The sequence below is a fragment of the Streptomyces sp. TS71-3 genome, assembly GCF_018327685.1.
Taxonomy (GTDB): domain Bacteria; phylum Actinomycetota; class Actinomycetes; order Streptomycetales; family Streptomycetaceae; genus Streptomyces.
On record NZ_BNEL01000003.1, the window covers coordinates 435,198 to 462,185 of the forward strand.

General features: G+C 73.8%; 20 protein-coding genes. 9 read left to right on the top strand and 11 right to left on the bottom strand.

Annotated elements, in window-relative coordinates:
- Positions 1 to 167: 167 nt before the first annotated feature.
- Positions 168 to 1,508, bottom strand: coding sequence for an MFS transporter (locus Sm713_RS26305; RefSeq protein ID WP_374196070.1), 1,341 nt, complete (start codon positions 1,506 to 1,508; stop codon positions 168 to 170).
- Between the two features lie 70 nt (positions 1,509 to 1,578).
- Here Sm713_RS26305 and Sm713_RS26310 point away from each other — a divergent pair, with 70 nt between their 5' ends.
- Positions 1,579 to 2,673: a GlxA family transcriptional regulator gene (locus tag Sm713_RS26310; protein WP_212912561.1), complete on the top strand. Its 1,095-nt coding sequence runs from the start codon at positions 1,579 to 1,581 to the stop codon at positions 2,671 to 2,673.
- Between the two features lie 88 nt (positions 2,674 to 2,761).
- The gene (locus Sm713_RS26315) at positions 2,762 to 3,229 is read left to right on the top strand and encodes an SRPBCC family protein (RefSeq protein WP_212912562.1); all 468 of its coding nucleotides are present in this window, start codon (positions 2,762 to 2,764) and stop codon (positions 3,227 to 3,229) included.
- Positions 3,230 to 3,578: 349 nt separating this feature from the next.
- Here Sm713_RS26315 and Sm713_RS26320 read toward each other — a convergent pair whose 3' ends face one another.
- From Sm713_RS26320 to Sm713_RS26330, 3 genes are all read right to left on the bottom strand, one after another.
- Positions 3,579 to 4,124: an ATP-binding protein gene (locus tag Sm713_RS26320; RefSeq protein ID WP_212912563.1), complete on the bottom strand. Its 546-nt coding sequence runs from the start codon at positions 4,122 to 4,124 to the stop codon at positions 3,579 to 3,581.
- 824 nt (positions 4,125 to 4,948) lie between these two features.
- Positions 4,949 to 5,461: an EF-hand domain-containing protein gene (locus Sm713_RS26325; protein ID WP_212912564.1), complete on the bottom strand. Its 513-nt coding sequence runs from the start codon at positions 5,459 to 5,461 to the stop codon at positions 4,949 to 4,951.
- A 315-nt stretch (positions 5,462 to 5,776) separates the two neighbouring features.
- Positions 5,777 to 6,151, bottom strand: coding sequence for an STAS domain-containing protein (locus tag Sm713_RS26330; protein ID WP_249416697.1), 375 nt, complete (start codon positions 6,149 to 6,151; stop codon positions 5,777 to 5,779).
- A gap of 638 nt (positions 6,152 to 6,789) precedes the next feature.
- Between Sm713_RS26330 and Sm713_RS26335 the strand changes: the two genes are divergently transcribed.
- Both Sm713_RS26335 and Sm713_RS26340 read left to right on the top strand, forming a co-directional pair.
- Positions 6,790 to 7,518 carry a sigma-70 family RNA polymerase sigma factor gene (locus Sm713_RS26335; protein WP_249416698.1) on the top strand — a complete coding sequence of 243 codons (729 nt, stop codon included), beginning with the start codon at positions 6,790 to 6,792 and terminating at the stop codon, positions 7,516 to 7,518.
- Entirely contained in the window at positions 7,515 to 9,074 is a 1,560-nt protein-coding gene (locus tag Sm713_RS26340) for a zf-HC2 domain-containing protein (RefSeq protein ID WP_212912566.1), read from the top strand. Before Sm713_RS26335 ends, Sm713_RS26340 begins: the two co-directional genes overlap by 4 nt.
- Before the next feature lie 286 nt (positions 9,075 to 9,360).
- Here Sm713_RS26340 and purU read toward each other — a convergent pair whose 3' ends face one another.
- Positions 9,361 to 10,302, bottom strand: coding sequence for a formyltetrahydrofolate deformylase (gene purU, locus Sm713_RS26345; RefSeq protein WP_212912567.1), 942 nt, complete (start codon positions 10,300 to 10,302; stop codon positions 9,361 to 9,363).
- Between the two features lie 175 nt (positions 10,303 to 10,477).
- Positions 10,478 to 10,924 (bottom strand): hypothetical protein, encoded by a 447-nt coding sequence (locus Sm713_RS26350; RefSeq protein WP_212914843.1) that lies wholly within the window; start codon positions 10,922 to 10,924, stop codon positions 10,478 to 10,480.
- Between the two features lie 203 nt (positions 10,925 to 11,127).
- Here Sm713_RS26350 and Sm713_RS26355 point away from each other — a divergent pair, with 203 nt between their 5' ends.
- Positions 11,128 to 12,423: an ABC transporter substrate-binding protein gene (locus Sm713_RS26355; protein ID WP_212912568.1), complete on the top strand. Its 1,296-nt coding sequence runs from the start codon at positions 11,128 to 11,130 to the stop codon at positions 12,421 to 12,423.
- Positions 12,424 to 12,702: 279 nt separating this feature from the next.
- Here the strand turns inward: Sm713_RS26355 and Sm713_RS26360 are convergent, their stop codons facing one another.
- Both Sm713_RS26360 and Sm713_RS26365 read right to left on the bottom strand, forming a co-directional pair.
- Complete coding sequence (locus Sm713_RS26360) at positions 12,703 to 14,568, bottom strand: hypothetical protein (RefSeq protein ID WP_249416699.1); 1,866 nt, start codon at positions 14,566 to 14,568, stop codon at positions 12,703 to 12,705.
- A gap of 643 nt (positions 14,569 to 15,211) precedes the next feature.
- Entirely contained in the window at positions 15,212 to 16,600 is a 1,389-nt protein-coding gene (locus tag Sm713_RS26365) for a transcriptional regulator (protein WP_212912570.1), read from the bottom strand.
- A gap of 1,026 nt (positions 16,601 to 17,626) precedes the next feature.
- Between Sm713_RS26365 and Sm713_RS26370 the strand changes: the two genes are divergently transcribed.
- From Sm713_RS26370 to Sm713_RS26380, 3 genes are all read left to right on the top strand, one after another.
- Positions 17,627 to 18,250: a bifunctional DNA primase/polymerase gene (locus tag Sm713_RS26370; protein WP_212914844.1), complete on the top strand. Its 624-nt coding sequence runs from the start codon at positions 17,627 to 17,629 to the stop codon at positions 18,248 to 18,250.
- Positions 18,251 to 18,529: 279 nt separating this feature from the next.
- Positions 18,530 to 19,447: an ABC transporter ATP-binding protein gene (locus tag Sm713_RS26375; protein WP_212912571.1), complete on the top strand. Its 918-nt coding sequence runs from the start codon at positions 18,530 to 18,532 to the stop codon at positions 19,445 to 19,447.
- Positions 19,444 to 21,114 (top strand): transporter, encoded by a 1,671-nt coding sequence (locus Sm713_RS26380; protein WP_374196071.1) that lies wholly within the window; start codon positions 19,444 to 19,446, stop codon positions 21,112 to 21,114. The genes Sm713_RS26375 and Sm713_RS26380 overlap by 4 nt, the downstream gene beginning before the upstream one ends.
- A gap of 427 nt (positions 21,115 to 21,541) precedes the next feature.
- Here Sm713_RS26380 and Sm713_RS26385 read toward each other — a convergent pair whose 3' ends face one another.
- Both Sm713_RS26385 and Sm713_RS26390 read right to left on the bottom strand, forming a co-directional pair.
- Positions 21,542 to 22,402, bottom strand: a complete 861-nt coding sequence (locus Sm713_RS26385) for an alpha/beta fold hydrolase (protein ID WP_212912572.1) — start codon at positions 22,400 to 22,402, stop codon at positions 21,542 to 21,544.
- A 646-nt stretch (positions 22,403 to 23,048) separates the two neighbouring features.
- Complete coding sequence (locus Sm713_RS26390) at positions 23,049 to 23,741, bottom strand: metal-dependent transcriptional regulator (RefSeq protein ID WP_212912573.1); 693 nt, start codon at positions 23,739 to 23,741, stop codon at positions 23,049 to 23,051.
- A gap of 497 nt (positions 23,742 to 24,238) precedes the next feature.
- Between Sm713_RS26390 and Sm713_RS26395 the strand changes: the two genes are divergently transcribed.
- On the top strand, positions 24,239 to 24,994 hold the full coding sequence (locus tag Sm713_RS26395) for an SIS domain-containing protein (protein WP_212912574.1): 756 nt from the start codon (positions 24,239 to 24,241) through the stop codon (positions 24,992 to 24,994).
- Positions 24,995 to 25,426: 432 nt separating this feature from the next.
- On the opposite strand, the gene Sm713_RS26400 is transcribed toward Sm713_RS26395, so the two are convergent.
- Positions 25,427 to 26,866: a PAS domain-containing protein gene (locus tag Sm713_RS26400; protein WP_212912575.1), complete on the bottom strand. Its 1,440-nt coding sequence runs from the start codon at positions 26,864 to 26,866 to the stop codon at positions 25,427 to 25,429.
- Between the last annotated feature and the right edge of the window lie 122 nt (positions 26,867 to 26,988).

Sequence of the window (26,988 nt, forward strand, 5' to 3'; positions counted from 1 at the left end):
TGCCCCCAGTACCGCACCTCGCCGCGTTGTCGGAGTCATCCGAGTACGCCCCGTACGAGGACGATCCTCCGCCTTGCGATGCACGGCACCAGACGCCGCAGGCTGATCCACGAAGATCCGCCGGACACAACCTCCCCGGACAGAACACCTAGCGGGCCCAGCCCCCGTCAGGCCGTCACCGCCGCCGTGGCGCTCCCGCGGCGGATCACCAGGGACATCAGCGCCGCCCCCGCGCACAGCGCCCCCGCCGCGTACCAGACCACGTCGTAGGAGCCGAAGGCATCGCGGGCGACGCCGCCGAGGAAGGCGACGAGGGCCGCACCGACCTGGTGGGACGCGAGGACCCAGCCGAAGACGATGGCGCTGTCGTCGCCGAAGTGCTCCCGGCACAGCGCCACGGTCGGCGGCACGGTGGCGACCCAGTCGAGGCCGTAGAAGACGATGAAGAACAGCATCGTCGGGTGCACGCTCGGCCCGAGCAGCACCGGCAGGAAGAGCAGCGAGACGCCCCGCAGCGCGTAGTAGACGGCCAGCAGGCGGCGCGCCTCGAAGCGGTCCGTGAACCAGCCGGAGGCGATCGTCCCGCCGACGTCGAAGACGCCGACCACGGCGAGCAGCGACGCGGCGGCCGTGACGGGCATGCCGTGGTCGTGCGCGGCGGGCACGAAATGCGTCTGGATCAGCCCGTTCGTGGACGCGCCGCAGATCGCGAAGGTGCCGGCGAGCAGCCAGAACGTGCCGGTGCGCGCCGCCGTGGACAGCACTCCGAGGGTGCGCCGCGCGGCGCCCCGCACCGGCGGCGGCTTCGGCGCGAACTCCGCTGCCCCGTACGGCTTCAGGCCCACGTCCGCGGGGTGGTCGCGCAGCAGCAGCCACACGAACGGCACCACGGCCAGCGCCGCCAGCGCCACCGTCACCGCCGCGGGCCGCCAGCCGTGCCGCTCCACGAGCCAGGAGAGGATCGGCAGGAAGATCAGCTGGCCGGACGCGGAGGCGGCCGTGAGAATGCCGGTGACCAGGCCGCGCCGCTCGGTGAACCAGCGGTTGGTGACGGTGGCCGCGAACGCCAGCGCCATCGAGCCGGTGCCGAGGCCGACCAGCAGCCCCCAGCAGAGCAGCAGTTGCCAGGCCGACGTCATCCACACCGTCAGCCCAGAGCCCACCGCGATGACGGTGAGCGCGACGGCGACCACCTTGCGGATGCCGAAACGGTCCATCAGCGCCGCGGCGAACGGCGAGGTGAGCCCGTAGAGCGTGAGGTTGATGGAGACGGCGGCGCCGATGGTGCCGCGCGACCAGTGGAACTCCTGGTGCAGCGGGTCGATGAGGAGGCCGGGCAGGGAGCGGAAGGCCGCCGCGCCGATGATGGTGACGAAGGTGACGGCCGCGACGAACCACGCGCGGTGCACCGTGATCACGCGGCGCGGGCGCCGGGAGCGCGCGCCCTCTGCCGCCGGATCGTCCTGAGGATCGTCCTGAGGGGCGGGAGCTTCGGTTGTCTGCGTCACGCTCCCAGGCTGGCGGACAGGGAACAGCCGTACGAGTGGCCCGAGGGACAGCATTCGCTAGGATCGGGCCATGACCCTGCCCCGCCCGCAGACGGCCCCCGTCCGCACCGCCTCCCGAGCCGCCGCCGCTGGGAAGCCCGCCGCGCTGCACCGCGTCGTGGTGCTGGCCCTGGACGGCCTGCTCCCGTTCGAGCTGGGCATCCCGCAGCGGATCTTCGGCAAGGCGCGGGACGCCGTGCGCCGCCCGCTGTACGAGGTGGTGACCTGCTCGGCCCGGGAGCCGGGCCCGGTGACCACGGACGCCGACTTCGCGGTGCTGGTGGAGAACGGGCCGCAGGCGCTCGCGACCGCCGACACGGTCGTCATCCCCGCCTCGTACGAGCTGGGCCCGGTCTTCGAGGAGGGCCGGCTGACCCCGGAGCTGGCCGCCGCGCTGGAGTACGTCAGGCCGGGCACCCGGATGGTCTCCATCTGCACCGGCAGCTACGTGCTGGCCGCCGCCGGCCTCCTGGACGGCCGGCCGTCCACCACGCACTGGTCGCACGCCGAGCACTTCCAGCGGCTCTTCCCCTGCACGAAGGTCGACGCGGACGTCCTCTTCGTCGACGACGGGGACGTCCTCACGTCCGCGGGGGTGGCCGCCGGCATCGACCTCTGCCTGCACGTGGTCCGCCGCGACCACGGCACCGCCATCGCCAACGAGGTCGCACGCCGCACCGTCGTCCCGCCGCACCGCGACGGCGGGCAGGCCCAGTACATCCAGCGGCCGGTGCCCGAGGAGCAGCAGGCGACCACCGCCGCCGCGCGCTCCTGGGCGCTCCAGCGGCTCCACGAACCGCTCCAGCTGCGGGACATGGCCGAGCGGGAGTCGATGTCGGTGCGCACCTTCACCCGGCGGTTCCGCGAGGAGGCCGGGATGAGCCCGGGGCAGTGGCTGACCCAGCAGCGCATCGAACGGGCCAGGCAGTTGCTGGAGTCCACCGACCTCTCCATCGACCAGGTGGCACAGGACTGCGGGTTCGGCACCGCGCAGTCCATGCGCCAGCACCTCCAGGCGGCCCTGGGCGTCACCCCGAGCGCGTACCGGCGCACCTTCCGCACCGCCAACAGCCGTCCGGTGAACGGCGTTCCCGGGAGCGGCCTGACCGCCTCGGTGAACGCATAGCGCCGGCAGAGGAAGGAACGGACAGCGCGCGGGCACCGCTCCCTTCGGGCCGTGAGCCGTTTCGGGCCGCGAGCCGTAGAGTGCCCCCGTGTACTCCACGCGGATCTCACGGCGCGTGAGCGCCCCCCGGGCGGCCGTCTACCGCGCCCTCGTCGACCCGGACGCGATCGCCGAGTGGCGGGTGCCGGACGGGATGAGCAGTCACGTGCACGAGTTCGACGCGCGCGAGGGCGGCGCGTTCCGGGTCTCGCTCACATACGACGCCGGGGACCAGGACGGCAAGTCCGGGGCGCACACGGACACCTACCACGGCCGCTTCCTGCGGATGGTGCCGGACGAGCAGGTGGTGGAGGTCTTCGCGTTCGAGTCGGCGGATCCGTCGATGCGCGGCGAGATGACGATGACGACGACCCTCGCCGACGCGGACGGCGGCACCGAGGTGGTCATCGTGCACGAGGGCATCCCCGACAGCGTGCCCGCCGCCGACAACGAGACCGGCACGCGGATGGCGCTGGAGAACCTCGCGAGGCTCGTCGAACGGGGCGAACAGGGCTGACCGGGGGGGCGGCCACCTCAGGCGAACAGGGCACGCAGGCACGGCCGTAGAGCGAGCGGAGGCGACGGCCGGAGGGACCGCGACGCGAGCGGCGGCGGGGCGGGCGGCCCCGGTCCCGGCGCCCGACCCGCGGCCCGGCTCCGGGCCCGGGGTGACCGACGCCGCGGCGACGACGACCCGCACTCGTCAAGCACGTGCTCCCTGGGCACTCTCGACGTCCCCTCACAGCGAATCGCTGACCACAAGCGTGATCAAACGGACACGTCACGTCAACACCCGGTCGGGGGTTCCTGACGCTCTCCGCCGCACGAGGAGCACAAAGGCGCATCCGCCACGCGGGTACGCCTCCTCAGACGGCCTCGTACGCCGCCACGCCCTGGTACGAGCGGTTGCAGCAGGCCGAAGGGCGGGATGCGGGCGAGGCGTCGAAGCGGTCCAGCTCGCACCAGATGCGCTTGCCCGCGCCGGACGGCTCCCAGCCCCAGCGGTCCGCGAGGCCGTCGACGAGCGCCAGGCCGCGGCCGCCCGTCTCCTCGCCGTCCGCGAGCCGGGGCCTCGGGGGACGCCGGGAGGCGTCGGCGACCTCCACCCGGACCGTGCGCACCGCGGCCTCCCGCCCGCCCGGTGCCGCGCCCGGGGGCGGGCTTCCGGAGGCGGTGGCCGCGTCGGGCGCGCCCTCGGGGCCGCCGTGCAGCAGGATGCTCAGCACCGCCGGGCAGCCGGTGTGCACCACCGCGTTCGTGACGAGTTCGGAGACGATCAGGATCAGCGTCTCCGCAATGGGTTCCTGGGCATCGATGCCCGACCTCTGGAGCCGGGCGCGGGCCCACCGTCTCGCCCGCCCCACCTCCGCGGGGTCGGGCCGGACCTCGATCTGTAACTGAAGCACCTGCACCGCTCACACCATCCGAACCGGCCTGGGGGCACCGCCCAGGCCCTGCCAGCACTGGGGGAACATCCCTTGCGCCTCCGATGAGCTACAGGGTTCACGGAACGTGACCCCCCTACGAGACAGCATGGTTGACGTACAGTCACCCCAACAAGCGCTTCGGGCATATTCCAGCGCGAAGGAGTACGCGTGCGGCATACTGTGCGACGCGTACCGCGGGGAGTCGAACACGCGGGCACGGAACTCCGCCCTGCCCGTCGAACGGGGCACACCCCCAGGTCGGGGGCGCGCCCGGAAACGCCACCGGCGCACGGCAGCCTTGGAACCACGCGCATTTGCATCAAGGTACCCGAGCCGGACGCCGTCTCCATGACGTGACGAGCCGTCCGGCGGGCCTAAGTCGTGATCAACGCTCCGTGATGGTGCTTCCCGACGCTCCGTCACCATCACAGCGCTGCTGGCCGCCCCCACTGCACCTCCATACCGTCTCCGGCACTCCGTGGTCCCAGGCCCCCGCGACCGCCCCGGAAGGGACGGCCGCTCCCGGCCACCGCCCGGACTCAGGGGTCCTTGCACTATGAGCGCCCGGCTCGCGCGGCCTGGCACCGCACCTCGCCGCGTTGCCGAAAAAGCCCTGGTAGCTCCTCCCCCACTCTCGGCTTCGCTCGCGCGGGGGGACCCCCATCGAGGACTCTCCGGCGCCTTGCGATGCTCCCCCACAGCCTGAAAGGCGTGGGTGGGGGTACCTCCCACGCCCGTTCAGGGCAGTGGGGGAGTAACCCCAGCACCAGACCACGCGACCCATCGGACGCTCATAGTGCAAGGACCCCTTACTCGGGGACGGTGAAGTACTGCGCGAACGCCACCACGATCTCGTCCTCGGCGACCCGTCCGTCCGCGTCCGCGTCGAGCGCGGCGGCCGCGGTGTCGGCGATCGAGGGGGTCGCGCCGAGAACGCGCAGCACCCTGCCGACCTCCTCGACGGTCACCGAGCCGTCCCCGTCGCCGTCCGCGATCTGGAGAGCCGCGTGCAGGAAGGGGCGGGCGATGGCCGCGAAGCGCTCCGGGTTGTCCCGCAGCCGCTTGACCGCGCCGTTCACGAACTCGTCCCGGTTGATGCGCTGGTCGCCGTCCCGGTCCGCGATGCCGGCCATGCCCTGCCAGAACGCCTCGGCACCGATGAACAGGGCCTGCCCCTTGTCCGACCGGGCCGTGGTGCCGAATTCGGCCAGCAGCGCCTTGGCGGCGCCGCTGAAGTCCTGACGGTCGATATAGCCGTTGCCGTCCTGGTCGAAGCCGGCGAACCTGGTGGCGATCCTGCGTTCGTACTCGGAACTGACCATGTCGTGTCGGGCCGCCTCACATATCCGGTGGATAAATCTGCCGGGAGCGTACGTCCTCGGATCCTGGGGAGCCTACGTCCTTGTGCGGCGAGCGTACGGCCTCGTGCCCGGCTTGCGAACGGCCCTTGCGGAGGCGCGGGAGTTCGGGTAAGCGCGCCGGGGGCAGCGGGCGGCGCACGGGGGAGCGTACGGGGGGAAGCAGGCGCGCGGCGGGCGGTCGGCGGTGCCCCGGGCGGCGCACGGAGGGTGCCCAGGCATCCTCATCAGGCCAAGTGCGGCCCGGCGTCGGGCCGGCCCCTGCCACCGGGGCCATCGTCAGGCCGAGAGCGGCGCCACGGCGTCGTCGACGGCGCCGTCCGCGTCCGCGTAGACCTCGAACAGGCGGCGCACGCCGAGCGCGGCGAGCACGCGGTTCACGTGTGAGCCGTCCTCCGCGCCCTGTGCGGGCAGCACCACCCTCAGCCGGCCGTGGCACGAGCGCATCAGCCGGCGCGTGGCGACGAGCACACCAACCCCGCTGGAATCGCAGAACAGCACGTCGGACAGGTCGAGTACGAGGCTGTGCCGGCCGTCGGCCACGGCGCGGTGCACCTGCTCGCGCAGCACGGGGGACGTCACCAGGTCCATTTCACCCGAGAGTCTCAGCACGGCCCAGTCGCCCTGCGCATCCTCGGTCACCCTGAGCGCCACGGCCCTTCGCCTTTCGCTCGCCGTCCCGGAGTCTCCCGGCCTCGATCCTGTGTTGCGCGGCTGCCCTCTCCATCGCTCGGTGAAACACGTCCGTGAGAAACCCATCGGAACGGGAATCGGAAATGAGAAGTACGCGGTAGGACAGCAGCGAACGTTTTCGGTCAGTATTGACCAGTAGACGGGCATCAACGATAAAGAGGTCCGGATGGCCAGGAGGGCCGGGGGCCGCGGGGGTTGGCGGTCGCCGATGCTCGTGCACGGTCTGCGTTCCGCTGCCGGCGGCCGGGAACTCGGCGGCCCGTACGGAACGTGAGCATCCCTCTACCATCTGTGGATCGCCCAGGGGCGCACAATGCGGCAAAGAGGGGTGCGATTCGGGGAGCACCGCTACATTCGACCCGGTCCGTTCAGCCGGGGACCGGGGGCGGCCGGAGCGGGGAAAGGAACAGGCCAGGAAGGCGACCGGGCGAGGCGGCCCGGGGAACGGGCAACCGGGGCGGACGGACACGGCGGGCGCCTTGGACGGGACGGGTATCTCGGATGCGAAAGATGTCATGAATATTCCGGACGTTCCGAATGTGACGGGCATACCGGATGGCACGGACAGGCGCGGGCAGGACAGAGGCTGAGGGGGCCGCATGACGGAGAGTGCACAGCCCCGCTGGGACCACGTCATGCACCTGCGCCTGGCCCGGGGCGAGGCCGCCGCACTCGGCGAGCTGTACGACCGGTTCGCCCCGCTCGTGCACGGCCTCGCCCACCGCGTGCTCACCGAGGACGCCGCCGCCGACCAGGTCACCCGGGAGGTCTTCGCCCGCCTCTGGGAGCACCCGGACGCCTACGACCCCGAGCGCGGCCCCCTGCGCTCCTGGCTGGCGGAACTCGCCCACCTCCTGGCCGTGCGCCGACTGCGCGCCGCACGGAGCGCAGGCTACGGGGCGGTCGCGGGCGTGGGGGCGGAACCGGACGTGGCGGAGGGCGTGGGGGCGGACGTGGCGGAGGGCGTGGGGGTGGACGTGGCGGAGGGCACGGAGGTGAGGGCGGACGTGACGGAGGGCACGGGTAGGGCGGAGGAGCCGGAACGCGCCGTCCGCAGGGCGTCGGCGGCCGCCCGCGCCGACTACCTGGTGGAGTCCATGCCCGCCTCGCTGCGCGCCGCCCTCCACCTCGCCTACTTCCAGCGCCGGGACTGCCGCCAGACCGCCGCGGACCTCGGCATCACCGAGGAGGAGGCGCACCGCAGGCTCCGCCTCGGCCTGCAACTGCTCGCCACCGCGCACAACTCGGGCCCGCTCGACCCGCCGCTCGGTTACGACACCCCACCGGACCCGTCCGGCCCGCCGCCAGGCCCCGGGAGCACGACGTGACCGACGCCGAACACCCGGAGCAGCCCGAACACCCCGAGGATCCCGAGCAGCCGCTGGACCCCGAGCACTCGCAGGATCCCGAGCACTCTGACGACACCGATCGCCGGGAGGACGCCGGCCGCCCGGAGGACACCGGTCCCTCCGAGGACCCTGCTCGCTCGGACGACCCCCGCCCCTCCGACGACCCCCGCCCCTCGGACGCCCCCGGCCGCTTGCAGACCCCCCGCCCGGAGAGCGCGGAGTACCCCGCGGGCGGCGTGCGCATCCCCGCGCAGCGCGGCCCCATGGAGGACGGCGGCCCGCTGCCGGCCGCCTCCCCGCTGCCCGGCATGCGCCGTCCCGGCGACGGGCGGCCGGTGGGGCGCAGGACCCGCGGGTTCACGCACGCCGCGCTCCGCTCGCTGCTCGGCGCCTGGGCGCTGGCCGCGCTCTCCCCCGGCGAGACGGCGTCGGTCGAGCACCATCTGAACGGCTGCGGGCCCTGTGCCGAGGAGGCGTTGCGGCTGCGCGACGCGGTGGGCCTGCTGCACCCGGCGGAGAACCTGGATCTCGCCCCCGAGTTGCGCGCCCGGGTGCTGGAGCACTGCCTCGCCCGCCGCGCGCCGCGCGTCCCGGTGCCGGACTGGGCCGCGCCGTACGAGGCGGAGACCGCGCGGCTGGACGCGCTGCTCCAGGACATCGGCGACGCCGAGTGGCACGCCCCGGTGCGGTTGCGCTGGTACGAGGACGGCAGGCAGGTCCGGCGCCGGACCACCGTCGCCGGCACGCTCGCCCACCTGCTCTGCGTGGACGGCCTGGTCTCCGTGGCACTGAACCTGCCGGATCCCGTGGGCGCCGTCGCCCCGGGCGGCCTCGACCCGACCAAGCGGACCGAGGCGTACTGGGACGCCGCGCGGGTGCCGCCGACCGGCGCCGTCCGGGCGCCCTGGCGCGAGCAGAGCCGGGGCCTGGTGCGCAACGCCTCGTTCCTCGCCGAGGAGACGGCGGGCGCCGGGGCGCGGGAGGTGCGGGTGCCGTACGGCGACACCGCCCTGCCGCTGCCCGACGCCCTGCTGGAGCGCGCCTTCGAGTGCTGGATCCACGCGGGCGACATCGCGGAGGCGGTCGCCTACCCCTACGGCCCGCCCGCCGCGGCGCACCTGCACCGCCTGATCGACCTCGCCGCCCGGCTGCTGCCCGCCGCCCTGGCCCGGCGGCGCGAGGGCTCCGGGAACGCCGGCGGGGGCGCCGCGGGGGCGGTCGAGCGCACCGTGCGCCTGGAGATCGAGGGCGCGGGCGGCGGCGTGTGGCAGGTCCCGCTGGACCGTCCCGCCCCGCCGGCCGCGCCCCGGCCGCCCGCGGCCCGGTCGAGCAGCAGGGACACCGCCGCGGACACGGGCTGCGGCACGGGCACCGGCAGCGGCGAAGAAGTCGCGCACCTGGCCCTGGACGGCCTTGAGTTCTGCCGGCTGGCCGCGGGCCGGATCGCCCCCGAGGACGCCGTGGCGGGCAGCACGGGTGACCGCGCCGCGGTCACCGAGCTCCTGACGGCGACGGCGTCGCTCAGCCGCCTGTGACGCACACCGCGCCGGCGGTGGAGGACCACGCCGCCGCCCGAGGCGCCGGCGCGGCTAGGTCGTGTCCGGCGGATCTTCGTGGATCAGCCCGCGGCGTCTGGTGCCGTGCATCGCAAGGCGGAGGATCATCCTCGTACGGGGCGTACCCGGATGACTCCGGCAACGCGGCGAGGTGCGGTACTGGGGGCACTCCCCCACTGCCCTGAACCGGCGTGGGAGGTACCCCCACCCACGCCCTTCAGGCAGTGGGGGAGTCGCGGGCCCACGAAGATCCGCCGGACACGACCTAGCCGAACACCACCGTCCGGGCGCCGTTCAGCATGATCCGCCGTTCCGCATGCCAGGCGACGGCCCTGGCCAGCGCCCGGCACTCCACGTCCCGGCCGATGGCGACGAGCTGCTGCGGCGTGACCTGGTGGCCGACCCGCTGGACCTCCTGCTCGATGATCGGCCCCTCGTCCAGGTCGGCCGTCACGTAGTGCGCCGTCGCGCCGATCAGCTTCACGCCACGCGCGTGTGCCTGGTGGTACGGCTTGGCGCCCTTGAAGCTCGGCAGGAAGGAGTGGTGGATGTTGATGATCCGGCCGCTGAGCTGCTTGCAGAAGTCGTCGGAGAGCACCTGCATGTAGCGGGCGAGCACGACCAGCTCCACGCGCTCCTCCCGCACCAGGTCGAGCAGCTCGGCCTCGGCCTCCGCCTTGGTGTCCGCAGTGACCGGAATGTGGCGGAACGGAATGCCGTACGACTCCACGAGACCGGCGAACTCCCCGTGGTTGGAGACCACCGCGGCGATCTCCACCGGCAGCGCGCCGGTGTGCGCGCGGAACAGCAGGTCGTTGAGGCAGTGCCCGAACTTGGACACCATCAGCACGATCCGCATGCGGTGGTCGGCGCGGTGGATCTGCCAGTCCATGTGGAAGGCGTCCCCGACGGCCGCGAAGCCGTCCCGCAGCTTCTCCAGGGTCACCGGGGGCACCTCCCGCGCGTCCCCCGGCGAAGGCGAGGAGGGCGGGGAGGGCTCGGCCGAGAAGTGCACCCGCATGAAGAAGAGACCGGTGTCGCGGTCGCCGAACTGCTGGCTGTCCTCGATGTTGCAGCCGGCCGTGAACAGATGGCTCGACACGGCGTGCACGATGCCCCGCCGGTCGGGACAGGACAGGGTCAGCACGAACTGCTCGGCGGACGCGGCCCCGGCGGGCACGGTCTCGTGGACGGACTCCTCGCTCATCCCGCAAGAATCGCACAGACGGGCCCGGGATCAGACGGACGACCCGGAGGTCGGGACGACGACCAGGAAGGGCACGCGGACGAACCGGAGGCCAGGCGGACGAACCCGAGGCCGGCACGAACCGCGCGGACGGCGCCCCGGAGGCCGGGCGCACGACCCGCTCGGACTCCTGAGGTCAGGCGGACCTCGTCATGATCTCCAGCACCTCAAGGGACCGGGGCGGCTGGTCCGGGTCGTCGCCGTCGCTGGTCGCCAGGCGTACGTGCGCGTCCCGCGCGGCCCGTACCGCCTCCGGCCACCCGTGGTGGTTCATGTAGGCGGCGACCTGGGCGTCCGGTCCGACCTGGTGCATGATCCGCAGCACCCGCAGGACGGCGACGTCCACGAGGGACGCCTCCTGCGAGTCGCGGAATATCGTGCCCACGTACTTCTCGGCGGACCAGTTGTCCAGCCAGGTGTCCTCCACCAGGCGGTAGACGGCGTCCGTCACGTCACCGTACTCGGTGCGGCCGGCCAGCCAGCACTCCTGCTGGAACTGTGGATCGGAGAGCATGTGCAGCGCGGAGCGCACATTGCTGCGCCAGCGCCACCACGGCATGTCGTTCAGCGGCATGCGACCCATGGTGGAGGAGGCCGGACCGCGACGGGAAGACTTCTCCGAACTCTGCACGGTGAGTGATCATACGTTTCTCCCACAGACGATCACCGGGCACCCCGTGCGTATCGTCATGCACACACCATATCCCCCGCAATTCACCGCAACGTCACCTGTCGTTAGCCGACTCGCACTCGAAGATTAGGGAGACGAAGGAATCGTGCGGGAGCATGACCGCCCGGCGACTCAGGCGCACCGCCGTCTCCACCGTTACCCCCCACCGGCCTCGCCGTTTCACACTCCGGGCCGGAGCCCTCGCGCTCTGTGCGGCGCTCAGCGCCGCCTGCGGGGTGCTGCCGGGCACCTCTGGGGGTTCGGGAGCACCGATCACGGTCATGACCTGGGCGCCTGAGGATACCAAGGCCACGAACAAGCCCGGCATGCCCGCGATGGCCCAGGCCTACGCCCGCTGGGCCAACGCGACCGGCGGCCTCGGCGGCCACCACCTCAACGTGCTCACCTGCAACGAGCACAACACCACGGTGGGCGCCGCGGAGTGCGCACGCCGCGCGGTCGCCGCGAAGGCGGTCGCGGTCGTCGGCTCCTACAGCCAGTACAGCCGCTCGTTCCTCGGCCCGCTGGAGGCGGCCGGCATCCCCTACGTCGGCGGCTACGGCCTCACCGACGAGGAGTTCTCCAGCCCGCTGTCGTACCCCGTCAACGGCGGCCAGCCCGCGCTGATGGCCGGCAACGGGCGCCAGCTCGCCGCCACGTGCGCCCGAATAGCCCTGGTGCGCCCCGACACCATCGCGGGCGACAACCTCCCGCAGCTGCTCGACGCGGGCCTGCACGCCGGCGGGCACACGGCGGCCACCGACATCCGCACCGCCGAGGACGCCACCTCGTACGACACCCAGGCCGACCACGCGCTCGAAGTGGCCAGCGGCACCGGCGGCACCGGGTGCGTGAGCACCGTGCTCGGCGACCGCACGGACACCTTCGCCGACTCCTTCCGCCGCGCCCGCGACGACTACCCGAAGGTCAAGGTCTCGTCGGTGCTCGGCAGCGTCGACCAGTCCGCCGTGGACCGCACCGGCGGCGCCACCAGCCCCTACGAGGGCGCCTACGTCACCGGCTGGTACCCCGTCCTCACCGACGCCCGCTGGAACCCCATGCGCGACGTCATCAGCAAGTACGCCTTCGGCGACAACCGCATCGACGCCGCGGACGCGGGCGTCCAGACCACCTGGATCGCCTACACCGTGCTCCGGAAGGCCGTGGAGTCCCTCGGCAACGAGAACGTCACCGCCAACACCCTCCGCCACGCGTTCGACAACGGCCTGAAGGTCGAGACCGGCGGCCTCACCCCGCCGCTGCGGTGGGACTTCTCGGACCTCCTGGCCGCACCCGACTTCCCCCGCCTCGTCAACGCCGACGTCACCTTCCAGCAGGTGCGCGACGGCAGGCTGGTCGCGGAGCGGAAGGGCTTCGTGAACGTGTCGAACACGCTGGAGAGCGCGTCGTAGACGCGTACGGGACCCGCGCCGGGCGACGCACACCGGCTCAGAGAGCCGCGCCGAGTGGCGCACGGCTCAGACCCGCACCAGCGCCTCACGCCGCCTGAACCGATCCCGAGTGAGGTGCGGCTGAGACCCGCACCAGTGACTCACGGCTGAACCGGTCCCGAGTGACGCGCGGGTGAGACCCGCCCGCCCCGGGCCCCGGGTGGCCGACGCCTGGGGCCCGTCCCGGCCGGCTCGCGACCGGGACCCGCCCCGGGTGGGACCGGGCCCGCCCCGGGTGGCTCACAGCTGGGACTTGTCCCGCGTGGTCAGCCCGTACTTCGAGGCGATGGCGTTCCAGAGGCCCGCCGCGGTCTGCTTCGCGGTCGTCGCGTCCCCGCTCGACTTGTTGCCCGCCGCGGTCTCGCCGGTGTTCCGGGCGTGCCCCTTGCGGCAGCCGTGCTTGCCGGAGACCTGGTCGGCCCAGGACGCGTAGTGGTTGTCGGCGGCCGCGGACGCCTTCCATGCCTCGTTCAGCGCGGAGGTCAGCGCGGCGTGGTTCGGCAGCTTGTCCACGCTCAGCCCGGACAGCCGGGTCACGAGGCCGTCCCGCTGGTTCGCGGCCTTGCGCAGATCGGTCGCGGCCGGCCCGAGGTTCTTGCAACCCTTGATGTTGCTGACGGCCCCGATCACGGCCTCGCGGCTGTTGTTGCTGTCGTCGAGCAGCTTGTCGAGCTCGACGGCCTGCGCCTTCACCTGGTCGGCCGCCGGGGACTGCCCGCCCGCCGGAGCCGTCGCGGAGACGGGCTTCTTGTTGCCGTCGTCGCCTCCGCCGCCGCTGAGCAGCGTGCCCGCGCCCACGCCGAGCACCACGATGCCGATGCCCACGACCGCGATCAGCGGCCCCTTGGATCTGCCGCCGCGGCGGCCCGCGCTCCGGCCGCCCGTGTCGCCGTACCCGCCGCCGTAGCCGGCGTGGCCGGGGCCCTGCGCGGCGGCCCCGGCGGGGCCCTGACCCTGGTGGTCGAACCGGGGAAGCTGCTGGGTGGCGCCCGCGGCCTCCGGCCCGGGCTGGGTGCGGAAGAGGCTGTCGAACTCGGAGGGCGGCTGCCGGTCGGGAGCGGGCCCGTCAGCGGGCGTGCCGGGGCGGATCCCGTAGGGGGCGCCGGGCGGCTGACCGGGCACCGGACCGCCGGAGGGCGAGCCGGATATGGGCGCGATGTACTGCGTCGCCTGGTTGTCGGCGTCCTGGGCGGCCGGCTGCGGCTGCTGGGCCTGAGGCTGCTGCCCCTGCCGCCGGTGGCTGCGCACCCGTCCCAGCCGCTGCGTCGACTCGGCGGGTCGCTCGGGCGGCAGCGCCCCGGACCCGCCGGCGGCAGCGGCGTCCGTGACCGGCGCGATGTACTGCGTGGCGGCATCGTCCCCGGCGGCGTGCGCGCCGCCGGCTCCGGGGCCGGGGGGCGCGGCGTGCGCCGGGCCGCCGTGCGCTGGCGGCGCGGCCTGTGAACCGGGGCCCGCGTGCGCTCCGGGTGCGCCATGCGAACCGGGCGCGGCGTGTGGATCAGGCACGGGGTACGCGGGGGCCGCGTGCGCTCCGGGCGCGGCGTGGGCCGGGCCCGCGTGGGCGCCGCCGGGGGCGGTGTATGCGGCGTCTCCTCCGTACGCACCGGGTGCCGCGTGCGTCGGGCCCTCATGGGCGCCGGGCGCGGCGTATGCGGGACCTCCGTACGCTCCCGGTGCGGCGTGCGCCGGGCCACCGTGCGCCCCGGGCTGCTCGCCGGGGCCGGCCTGGGGCAGCGGTGCGCCGTGCTGGGCCGTGGGAGGCAGGGGCGCCCCGAACGCCCCGTGCTGCGCGGGCGCGGCCGGCGGCAGCGGTGCCGACTCGTGCGCGGCGGGCGGCAACGGGCCCGCGTAGGGCCCGGGGTCGGGGGCCTGCGGGGGCAGGGCGCCGCCATCGTAGGCGCCGTAGGACTCGTACGTCTGCTGGGGATACCCCTCCGCGGGCGGCTGCTGGGCTCCGGCGCCCCACGCGCCGGGCGCTTCCGGCAGCCCGGGGCCGCTCCCCCACGTCCCGCCCTGCGCCGGGGGCCCGGCGGAGTCCGGCCCCCACGGCTGCCCCCAGGGGCTGCCGCCGGCCGGTGCCGCCTGGTCTCCGGTGGTGCCCGGCATCAACGGTTCGCTTCCGTCGGCTGGCAGCACGATCCCTTCACGCGGCTGTCGAGCCGCGGGAAGGCGAGAATCCTCGCCGTGTCCGCTCTGCGTCACCGGGACTCCTACATATGGGGGATCATCGGAATCGTCGGATTACGCTACCGGCTGCCCGCACCGGGGTGCCACGCACGGCGGCCCCCGCGTACCGCGGGACGGTGCCGCGGCACGGAGAAATCGGACACGGGGCGGTGCGTGGTAACGCGTGCGGCCCCTACGACGCTGTTCAGGGCCCTGCTTCTCGACGGCCGCGTTGTGAATGTTCTGCGTCACATTCACCCGCGCATCGGCGCGGTGGCTTCCGTAAGGCGGCCCGCGCCCCTCCCCGTGGGGCGCGGACCCCGTTCATGCGGCCCCTCTCGTACCGCTCGTCTCGCACGGCCGGTCTCATCCGGCCGGTCTCATCCGGCCTGTCTCACATGACCCCTCTCATACGTCCCGCCTCACAAGGGGCGTCCGTACAGGCCGCCTCACACGGCCCGTCCGTACTGGCCGCCTCAGACTTCCCGTCCGTACTGGCCGCCTCACACGGCCCGTCCGTACAGGCCGCCTCACACGACCCATCCCATCGGCCGCCCCACACGCCCCGCCCCTACCGGCCGTCTCACGCGGCCTGGAGTTCCAGGCGCGCCCCGAACTCGCGCACCACCGGCTCGTCCCGGTACGGCTCCAGGCGTTCCTGGAGGTCCTCCAGGTACTCCGTGCCCCGGTTGGAGCGGAGCGAGCCCAGCAGCTCGACGGCCTGGAGGCCGGTGTGGCAGGCCTGTTCCACCTCGCGCTGCTGCACCTGGGCGGTGGCCAGCAGCACGTATCCGATGGCGCGCCGCCTGGCACGGGACTCCGGCAGGCCCGCGAGCGCCTCCTGCGCGCGCTTGGCCGCGCCCTCGGCCTGCCCCAGGTCGCGGTGGCAGTGCGCGAGTTCGTCGGCGAGATAGGCCTCGTCGAAGTAGGTGATCCACACCGGGTCGTCGCCCGAGTCGGGCTTGCCGACCGCGCGTTCCATCGCCGCGACCGCCCGGGCCACCACCTCCTGTGTCTGGCGGGCGTCCCCGAGCAGGGCGTGGCCGCGGGCCTCGGCGGCGTGGAACATCGCCTCCGCACGCGGCGTGACCCGGCCCCGGGTGCCCTCCTGGGCGGCCCGCGCGAGCTGCGCGATCTCCCGCGGGTTGCCGAGCTGCGCGGCCAGGTGGCTCATCGACGCCGCCAGGACGTACCCGCCGTAGCCGCGGTCCCCCGCCGCCTGCGACAGGCGCAGGGCCTGGATGTAGTACCGCTGGGCGAGGCCCGGCTGGCCGGTGTCGACGGCCATGTACCCGGCCAGTTCGGTGAGGCGGGCCGCCGCCGCGAAGAGCTCGCGGCCCACCGCCTCCCGGTAGGAGCCGGCCAGCAGTCCGGAGACGACGCTGTTGAGGTAGTGGACGACGACGGGGCGGACCTGGCCGCTGCCGTACTGGTGGTCGAGGGCCACCAGCGAGTCCGTCATCGCGCGCAGCGCGGCGACGTCCGACAGGCCCACGCGGGGCCCCGCCGTCCGGGCCACCTGGGCGTCCGGGGTGGAGATCAGCCAGTCGCGGCTGGGCTCCACCAGCGCGGACGCCGCCACCGCCGAGCCGGTGAGGAAGTCCCGCCGGCCGACGTCGCTGCGCCACAGCTCGGAGACCTGCTCGATGGCGCCGAGCACGGTCGGCGAGAACATCAGGCCGACGCCGGAGGCGAGGTTCTTGCCGTTGGCCATGCCGATCTCGTCGATCGTGACCGTGCGGCCCAGCTTGCGGCCGAGTGCCTCGGCGATGATGGCCGGGGCCCTGCCACGCGGCTGCTGGCCGCGTAGCCAGCGGGCCACGGATGTCTTGTCGTAGCGCAGATCGAGACCGTGCTCGGCCCCGCAGAGATTGACCCTTCGGGCCAGTCCGGCGTTGGAGCACGAGGCTTCCTGGATGAGCGCCTGCAACCGTTCGTTCGGCTGCCGCGCGACGAGTGGCCGTGCGGCCATGGCGTCGTACCCCCTGTGGCTACGGTGGTGCCTGCCCGTGCACCTGTCGGATGGTCCTGTGTCGTACGGATGCGTTCGCCTGGGCGCGGGCCGGGGACCCGTCCGGCGGCTCCCCTGCGAGGGCGCGCGCCTTCCGGCGCCGGCGGGGGCCTCTCCTGCTCAAGCTCGGGGCCCAGGGGCCCCTCACCGCTGATCGATGCCCAGCTAACAAAGGGTCAATGCGGGACATACAAGGAATGCCCGGTAAGAGATTTTTCGCACTGATGCCCGAGCCTGGTATAGCCTCAGCTCACCCGCGTCGCACTGGCCGGGAGCCGCCCCCGTTCCCGCTCTCCGCCCCTTTCCTGGGCTACCCGGCGCCCGGTCGCACTGCTCGTGCGCGCCCCCGGGTGTGCATCCGTGCGCCCCGCGCAGGGGAAGGTGCTCCCTCCCGGGCGTCGACGCTCCCCCCTGTACGCGAACCCGGCGCGGCCGGAGCGGACGGCTCGCCTCGGCTCGGCTGAGCCGCGCTGGGCTCGACTCCGGACGAAAGCCCCTGGAAGACGGCGGTGCCGGACGAATCGGCCGCCGCACGAAACTGATCCAATTAAGTGATCACCAGGGCGTAACCCGGTGTGACAAAACGACGTTGGGATGGTTGTGGAAGAGACCATCGGAGTGACCTCAGCTATCCCCTCGGCCCGCGCCACCGTTTCCCCGGGCCGCGCCACCACCCCCGCGACACGCACCACCTCCCCCTCGGGCCGCACCGCGGACCCGTCGGCCCGCGCGGCCGGGGCGTCGGCCCGCACCGGCACGCTCTCGGCTCCCGCCGGCACCTCACCTGCCCGTACCGGCACCCCCTCGGGCGCTCCCGGCAGCGCCTTCCCCGGCCGGCCTTCCGGCTCCGCGGGCCAGGCGGACGCCTTCGGCGGGGGCGTCGCGGACGGTTCCGCGCGCGCCGGCACCCCGGCGAGCGGTGGGCGGGGGCCGGCCGCGGGCGGGGCCCGCACGCGCCGTACGGACCAGCGCAAGGCCCCCCGGACGGTGCAGCGGTACGAGAACGAGGTGCTGCTCGACGCCGCCGTGCGGTACGCGGAGGAGCGGCACTGGGAGGTCTTCCCCGGCGCATGGCTGGAGGTGGCCGCCGGGGAGCAGAAGTGCTCGTGCCGCGTGCCGGCGTGCGCCATGCCCGGTGCACACGCGCTGGGGGCGGACTGGCGCACGGTGGCGACCGAGAGCGCGACGGCCGTCCGGCGGATGTGGGAGGAGCACCCCACGGCCGCCGTCCTGCTGCCCACGGGGCAGGCGTTCGACGTGCTCGACGTGCCGGAGTCGGCGGGGTTCCTGGCACTGGCGCGGATGGAGCGGATGCAGGTGCCGGTGGGGCCGGTGACGCAGGTGCCCACGGGACGCATGCAGTTCTTCGTGCTGGCCGGGGGCGCGGCCAAGGTCCCCGGGCTGCTGCGGAAGCTCGGTTGGTCGCCTTCGGGGCTCGACCTGGCGGCACTGGGCGAGGGCGACTACGTGGTGGCGCCGCCGACCCGGATCGGCGGGCGGGGGGTCGTGCAGTGGGCCAGGCGCCCCACCACCGCGAACCGCTGGCTGCCGGACGTGGCGGAGCTGGTGGCCGCGGTGGCGTACGCGTGCGGGCGGGAGGCGGCGGTGTAGGGGCCGGCACGGGGAGCGTTCGAGCTCCAGGTCCTCCGGGCGGTCCAAGCGGCGGTGCCCGGGACGGCGGTTCGGAACGGCGGCCCGGGACGGGGGTTCGGAACGGCGGTTGGGGACAGCGGCCCGGGATGGCGGTCCGGGGGGGGCGGGCCGGGGCCCCGTTTTCAGGGGAGCGGGAGGGGAGATCCGGGGTAGCCGTAGGCTGCCAGCGAGGACCTGACACATCACGGGGAGGGCGGACCGGTGAGCGGAACAGAACCGGCAAAAGCCGTAGAGAGCATGGACGTAGAGAAAGCGGCCGCGGGCCGGGAGCCGGACGCGGAGGCGGGCCCAGAGACGGCGGCGGGCGGGAAGCCGGAGGCGGGCGCGCGCCCGGAGCAGGAGGCGACCGAGGCCGCGGGGGCGGGCGCGGGCGCGGCCGACGAGCCGGACGCGGCCGTGCGGATCCGTTCCCTGTGGAAACGCTTCGGCCAGCAGATCGCCGTGGCCGGCATCGATCTCACCTTCCCCGCCGGCCGCTTCATCGGCCTCGTCGGCCCCAACGGCGCCGGGAAGACCACCACCCTCTCCATGATCACCGGCCTGCTCCGCCCGGACCAGGGCACCGTGGAGGTCGTCGGCCGGGACGTCTGGCACGACCCGGTCGACGTCAAGTCCCGTATCGGCGTGCTCCCCGAGGGCCTGCGGATGTTCGAGCGGCTCTCCGGCCGCGAACTGCTCACCTACACGGGCCGCCTGCGCGGGATGCCCGCCGCGGAGGTCGACAAGCGCGCCACCCAGCTCCTGGACGTGCTGAGCCTGGCCGGCTCCCAGCACAAGCTGGTCGTCGACTACTCCACCGGCATGCGCAAGAAGATCGGCCTGGCCTGCGCGCTGCTGCACAACCCCGAAGTGCTCTTCCTGGACGAGCCGTTCGAGGGCGTCGACCCGGTCTCGGCGCAGACGATCCGCGGCGTGCTGGAGCGGTACACGGGCTCCGGCGCGACCGTCGTGTTCTCCAGCCATGTGATGGAGCTGGTGGAGTCGCTGTGCGACTGGGTCGCGGTGATGGCCGCGGGGCGGATCCGCGCGCAGGGCCCGCTCGCCGAGGTGCGCGGTGACGCGCCCTCCCTCCAGGCCGCGTTCCTGGAACTGGTCGGCGCCCGGGCCGGCGACACCGGCTCCTCCCTCGACTGGCTGGGAGGTGGCGCGCGATGAGCGCCCCCGCGCGCGCCTCCGCATCCGTGTCCGCGGACGTCCTCACGCCGGGCGCGGCGCCGGCCGGCGCCCCCACCGGGCCGATCACGCCCGTGATGGTCCGCCTGAAGCTCTCGCTGCTCAGGAACGGTCTCAGGCAGTCGAGCACGCGCCGCGCGGCGTACATCGCCTCCGTCGTGGTCGTGCTGCTCTTCGCGGCCCTGCAGCTCCTGGGGCTCATCGCCCTGCGCGGCACCGCGCACGCGCCGACGGTGGCCGTGCTGCTGGTGGCCGTGCTCGCGCTCGGCTGGGCGGTGCTGCCGCTGTTCTTCCCGAGCGGCGACGAGACGCTCGACCCGACCCGTCTGGTGATGCTGCCACTGCACCCGCAGCCGCTGGTCAGAGCGCTGCTAGCCGCTTCCCTGGTGGGCATCGGACCGCTGTTCACGCTCTGCCTGGTGGTCGGGGCCTCGATCGCGACGGCCCACAGCGCGGCCGCGGTGGTCGTCGCGGTGCCCGCCGTCGCACTGGCCCTGCTGACCTGCGTGGCGCTGGCGCGCACGGTCGCCGCCGCCAACATCAGGCTGCTGACCTCCCGCAGGGGCCGCGACCTCGCGGTGCTCAGCGGCCTGTTCATCGCCGTCGGCGCGCAGGTCGTGAACTTCAGCGCGCAGAAGCTCGGGACGGCCGGCCTCGGCAAGCTCGACCCGGTGGGCGACGTGGTCCGCTGGATCCCGCCCGCGTCGGCGCTGGGCGCGGTCGACTCGGTGAGCAGCGGCGCGTACCTCCGTGCGGGCGCCCAGCTGGTGCTGGCCGTGGCCGCGCTGGGGGTGCTGCTCTACCTGTGGCAGCGCAGCATGACCCAGCTGATGACCTCCCCGGACGGCTCCACCCTGGACGCCTCGGCGGACGGCGGCCGCCAGCGCGCGAGCCGTGGCTCGGGGCTGGCCCGGCTGCTGCCGGCGGGGCGCGTCGGCATGGTGATGGAGCGCACCCTGCGCTACGTCTGGCGCGACCCGAAGACCAAGGCGGCCTGGGTGACGTCGCTGGCCGTCGGCCTGATCGTGCCCGTCTTCAACGCCCTCCAGCAGTCCGGCTCGGTGTACCTCGCCTGCTTCGCCTCCGGCATGCTCGGCATCCAGATGTACAACCAGTTCGGGCAGGACGGCTCGGCGTTCTGGATGATCGCCATGACGGTGTCCTCGCCGCGGGACGCCCTGCTGGAGCTGCGCGGCCGGGCGGCGGCACTGGTCCTCATCACGGTGCCGCACGCGACGCTGGTGACGGTCATCACGACCGCGCTGGTGGGCGGCGGCTGGCAGAGGTTCCCCGAGGTGCTCGGGCTCTCCTACGCCCTGCTCGGCGCGCTGCTGGCCACCGGCGCCTGGGCATCGGCCCGCTTCCCGTACTCGATCCCGCGCCAGGGCTACAAGAACGTCGCCCCCGGCCAGGGCGGGCTCGCGGGCATCTCCATCCTCGGCGGCATGGTGGCCTCGGCGGTGATCTGCGCGCCCCTGCTGGCCCTCACCATCTGGCTCCACATCGCCGACCACACCGGCATCACCTGGATCCTGCTCCCCCTCGGCGCCCTCTACGGCACGGCGGCCTCCGTCGTCGGCCTCCGCGCAGGCGCCCGGTGCATGACGCGCCGCCTACCGGAAATCCTGACGGCGGTCACGGTCGGCTAAGCGGCACGGGGTGCCGGACAGCCGACATACTGCCCGGCACCCCGCCAGCAGCAACCCGTCCGCGGCCACCACGTGGGGCCTCCCGGACGATCATCATGGATTGCCTGACGGCCGGCACCGACTGCTCGTCCGGGTCCCACTGCGGACTCCCTGTTCGCAGGCCCCACGGACTGCTCGTCCGCAGGCACCACAGACGCCTGTCCTCGGCCACCACAGACTGCTCGTCCACAGCCACCACAAACGCCAGTCCGCGCGGGCACCACGGACTCCTCGTCCACGGCCACCACGGACTCCTCGTCCGCAAGCACCGCCAACAGCCGGTCAACGGCCACCATTACCAGCCCGTCCGGCGCTTGAGGACGAGCCCGCAGGGTGAAAAGGGGGCCTGGGGGAACACCCCCAGGCCGGTACCGGGGGCAACCCCGGATCAGAGAGCCAGTGCCCCGTCGAGGAACGGCTGCACCACGGCCCGCCACGCCTCCGGCTGGTCATAGTGGACGAGATGCCCGGCATCGGCCACCTCCGCGTACTGACCCCGCGGAAGCACCCGCACCATCTCCTGGGCCTCCGCACGCCCGAGATCCCCGTCCAGCGCGCGGACGACGAGGGTGGGGCACTGCACCTGGGCCAGCTCCTCCCAGTGCGCGTCGTAGACCCACGTCGCCCGGGTCTCGAGCATCTGCCGGGGGTCGAAGACCGGACGCCAGCCGTCGGCGCCCTCGGTCATCACCTCGGCGTAGAAGGCGCCGCGCGCCTGGCTGGGGTGCTCCGCCCAGGGGTCGTCCTCGCCGAACCACTTGCGTACGTCGGCGAGCGTCGCGAACGGCACCGGCCAGGATCTGAACCAGTCCTCGTACTCGCGCTGGGAGGCGACCCCGAGCGCGGACGCGCGCATGTCGCAGATGACGAGGCCGCGCACCAGGTCGGGGCGGCGGGCGGCGAGCTGCCACGCGGTCAGGGCACCCATCGAGTGGCCGATGAGCACGGCGGGGGCGAGGCCGAGCTGGACGATGGCCGCCTCGGCGTCCGCGATGAAGGCCTCGCGGTCGTAGGGGCCGGATGCGGGCTTGGCGCTGTGGCCGTGCCCGCGCTGGTCGAGTGCGACCGCGCGGTGCCGCTCGGAGAGCCAGCGTGCCGCGCCCGCCCAGTGCGAGGCGCGTCCCATCAGGCCGTGCAGCAACAGCACGCCGGACTGGCGCGCGCCCTCACCGCCCTTCGGCGGATCGGCGAACTCCCAGGCGGCGAGGCGGAGGCCCCCCGCACCCGTCACCTCGATGCGCCGCGCCATGTATGGACACCCCCTGCGTCTTCGGCTGGCCTGACCTGGTACGTGCGGTTCGTCACCCGGTACGTGCGATTCGTCCCAGAGCACCTGCACGCTATCGAACCCATATTCGAGAATGCTGATTCCGGTGCCAACACCGCTCGTTCGAGTGACCGGACGCGGGGATTGATCGTCGCGGTCCCGGGGAGATCTTCAGCGGGAGGCGGACCGCTCGGGGACATCGGTCCGAGGGGAGTGACCTTGAGAGCTCGGGGCTCCGGGTCACCGCAGGGGAGGACGGGTCCCGGCGCCGCCCGGCGCCGGGACCTCTGCTCTGCCCGCGCCGGCGCGAGACTCGCGCACGCGCGCGGCGCACATCCGCACGCCACATCGCACTGCCCCCTCTCCCGGCCGAGTGTCCGGCCCGGCAGCGGAGCCGCCGAGCCCGGTGCCGGGCCCGCAACAGGTCATGGAAAAGCCGAGGACAGCCCCTCGCAGGTCATATGCCTCTGGGCACAGCCTCGCACGCAAAGCGTCCGGGCGCTGCCGTTCCGCACACAGAATCCGGTTAATTTTGCATCCCGGCGCGCGACGACCTCAACACAACCTCCCCTGATGCCACATAACTTGACATCCAGGAGCGGCAGGCGCACGCCGGCGCGACGGTGTCTCAGCGCTTTGCCACGAAGACGTGGGAAGCGGTGTCGGAGCCCAGCTCGGCGGCCTCCCCGCCGCTGCCCACGAGCACCCCGGCCGGCGACTGAGTGACGCTCACCACCGAACCCGGCTGCACTCCGGCGCGGCGCAATGTATACATCAGCTGCGCATCGGTCTGGATCGGCTCGCCGATGCGGCGCACCACGACCGTCTTGCCGTCGAGGCCGGGGTCGAGGTCGGCCAGCGAGACCATGCCCTCGTCGAGGAACGGGTCGGGCTGCTCCGGCTGGCCGAGCTCGTCGAGGCCGGGGATGGGGTTGCCGTAAGGCGACTCCGAGGGGTGCCGCAGCAGCTCCATGACGCGGCGCTCCACGGCCTCGCTCATCACGTGCTCCCACCGGCAGGCCTCCGCGTGCACCTGCTCCCACTCCAGGCCGATCACGTCGACGAGGAGGCACTCGGCGAGGCGGTGCTTGCGCATCACGCGGGTCGCGAGCCGGCGGCCCTCCTCGGTCAGCTCCAGGTGGCGGTCGGTGGCGACGCCCACCAGGCCGTCCCGCTCCATGCGGGCGACGGTCTGGCTGACCGTGGGGCCGCTCTGGTCCAGCCGCTCGGCGATCCGGGCCCGCATGGGAACCACACCTTCCTCTTCCAGCTCGAGGATGGTGCGGAGATACATCTCCGTGGTGTCGATCAGTCCGGACATTTACGTGCCCCTCGCTTGGCTGTGCTGGCTCTGCTTCCGCTCCGGCGGCGATCGCCGCGGCGCGCATGGCCCTCACATAATTCTGACGCATTCCGCTGACAACCGAGCCCGCCGGAAATGCGCACCGCTTGCGGGGGCGGGCGGCACACCCCGGCGACCGCCGGGCAGCGCCCGGGCCCGCGGCGAACCGGTTGACAGCGCACTGGTCCAGACCGCACCGTGATCCGCGGCACAGCCACGGGATGCGCCCCGGGGCGCGGACATGCACACGGGACCGCTCGCGGGCCCCGCACCCGGACCGACCCGGGTGCAAAGGAGTGTGCCAGGGGATCGAGGCACGTGGCCAGGGAGCGTCGCGCGCGAACCGCCCTCCGGGCGCACCGCCGCACCCCCGGCTCGGCGCGGCATCCCGCACGGGGACGCGCGCGCCCGCCCGCGTCCGGTTACGGCAGGGCCGCGGGGACCAGCCCGCGGCCGGTTACGAGAGGACTCCCCGGATGAGCGACAGGGACCTGGCCGGTCGGTACTTCGACGCCGCGATCACGCTGCTGGAGCGGGTGCGCGACGAGGAGGCGGACGGCATCCGGGAGGCCGGCGCCCTGCTCGCCGACACCGTCGAGGCGGGCGGCCGGCTGTTCGCGTTCGGGGCGGGCCACTCGTCGCTGGCCGCCCAGGACCTCGTCTACCGGGCGGGCGGCCTGGCGCTGGTGAACCTGCTCGCCGTGCCCGGCACGCTGGGCGTGGACGTGATGCCCGCGACGCTCGGCTCGGCCCTGGAGCACGTGGGCGGGCTGGCCCAGGCGGTGCTGGGGGCGAGCCCCGCGCGGGCCGGCGACGTGCTGGTGGTCATCTCGCTGTCCGGGCGGAACGCGCTGCCCGTGGAGATGGCGCTCGCGGCCCGGGAGCACGGGCTGAAGGTGATCGGCGTGACCTCCGTCGGCTACACCGCCGCGACCGTCTCGCGGCACGCCTCGGGCACGTTCCTCAAGGACCACTGCGACGTCGTGCTGGACAGCAGGATCCCGGTCGGCGACGCGGAGCTGTCGGTCGAGGGCATCGGGGCGCCGTTCGCTCCGGCGTCCACCGTCGTCACCAGCGCGCTGCTCCAGGCCACGGTGGCGACCGCGGCGGGCCTGCTCGCCGAGCGCGGCACCGAGCCGCCACTGCTGCGGTCCGCCAACGTGGACGGCGGGAAGGCGTGGAACGAGAAGGTGTTCTCGGAGTACGGGGACCGCATCTTCTACCAGCACTGAGGCCTCCGAGGGCGGCACCCGAACGCCGGGGTGGCCCCGGTCCCTCACGCGGTGAACGTGTGGGGGACCCCAGTTCCGTCCGGGTCACGGGAACGTCCGGGGAACCCCGGTTCTCCTTGGGGCGCGGGAACGTCCGGGGGACACCCCGGTCCCCTCAGGGGCGCAGTGAACGTCCGGGTGACCCCGGTTCCCTCAAGGGAACTGCGCGAGCAACCACCCACCCGCCGGTGGTCGGGAAACGACAGAGCCAGCCCCTTCAGGCCGGTGACGATCCGGCGGTCGCGTGGTGGCTGGTCGCGCAGTTCCCCGCGTTATAGGGCGCTGCGCGCCCCACGCGGCGGCGGAACCGCACATGTCTAAGCCCCGCGGGGCTTATAGGCGCTCCGCGCCCCCGCGGCGGCCCGGCACCACGGTCCAGGGCCGAGCCCTGGGTCACGACAAGCCGGTGAGCCCCCCGCCGTCGAGGACCTGCGACAGGTCCAACGCCGCGGCTATGCGTACGGCCACGCTCTCCGCGTAGGAGGCGTCGGCCCGGTCGAACCCCGTACGGCTCGTGCCCCGCAGGAACGTCACCACGCCAAGCGTCCGCCCCCGGCTGCGCAGCACCGTGCAGAGCGCGTGCACCGCGTCGTCGGGCCACTGCCGCTCCGCCGCCCACGCCGGATCGGGGACCCGGGCCGCCGCGGCCCGCCCCGCGCCGTCCCCCGAGCCCGGCAGGCCGGACGCCGTGGCCGCGCTGGCGCGTACCGACCCCTCGCGTTCCACGCACTGGAGCGCCGGGTGCCCCGCCCCGTACCGCATGGGCAGGCCGACGCAGCCGGCGGGGACCGTGGGCCCCGAGGCGCCGGAGGGCGTGGTGACCGCGCGGACCAGGCGCACCGGACCGCCGTCGGGAGCCGTGCCGGGCGTGATCAGGTCTATCAGGGCGTGGTCGGCGAAGCCGGCGAGGGCGAAGTCGAGCTGGACGGCCGCGGCCTCGGCGGGGTCCTCGCACTCCGCGGCGGCGCGGGCGGCGCGGTGCAGCTGGTTGGCGCGGAACCTCAGCAGGGCCGCCTCCTGGGTGGCCTGCTTGCTGTCGGTGATGTCCGTGAACAGCCATCCGACGCCGAGCGGCACCGGCTCCTCGGCGAGCGGCGAGGCGAGGCGCACGAAGCCGCTGCGCAGGCAGCGGCGCCGCTCCCCCTCGGTCGAGCGCAGGGTGACCCACAACTCGGCCGGCCCGGGCGGCGCGCCCTCGGCGAGGACGTGCGTGAGGGCGCTCTCCAGCTCCTCCACACCCTGCACGATCAGCTCTCCCAGGGGGCGGCCCAGCAGGGCGGTCCGGCCGCTGCCCAGGGCACGCGCCGCGTGGCGGTTGACGACGGCGGGGCGGAGGTCGGCGTCGACCAGGACGACGCCCCAGGCGGCGTCCTCGAACAGCGCCTCGCTGAGCGCGATCGAGCGCTCCAGGTCTATCTGGGCGTGCACCTCGCTGAAGGCGCAGTACACCCCGGCGGGCTCGCCGTCGGGGCCGCGCACGGAGGCGGACTGGGTGCGCACGAGGACCCGGCCGCCGTCCTTGGTCAGCAGCGCGAACTCGTGCACCTGGCGGCCGGGCGCGCGCATCGCGGACAGCAGCCGGGCCTGGACCTCCTCGGCGTCCGCGGGGCGCACCGCCCATCCCGCGAAGCCCTGCTTGCCGACCGCCTCGGCGGCACTCCAGCCGAGGATCCGCTCGGCTTCGCGGTTCCAGTGGGTCACCACGCCGTCGGCGTCGAACGCGCACAGGGCGGCGTCCATGCCGTCGAGCAGCGCGGCGAGCAGGTCCGCGCCGTCCCGCCCCGGGTCGGGCGAGCGCTCGTCGGTGGTTCCGCTGCGCCGGGAAGCACTCACCGAGGCACCCCCTGCCGGCCGTTTCGTGTGGAGTGCACGTGGTGACGGCACTCCAGATCATTCAACTCGAACGTGACGGAGCCCACACACCGTTCCGCGAAAATCGTGGTGCCGTGAATTTC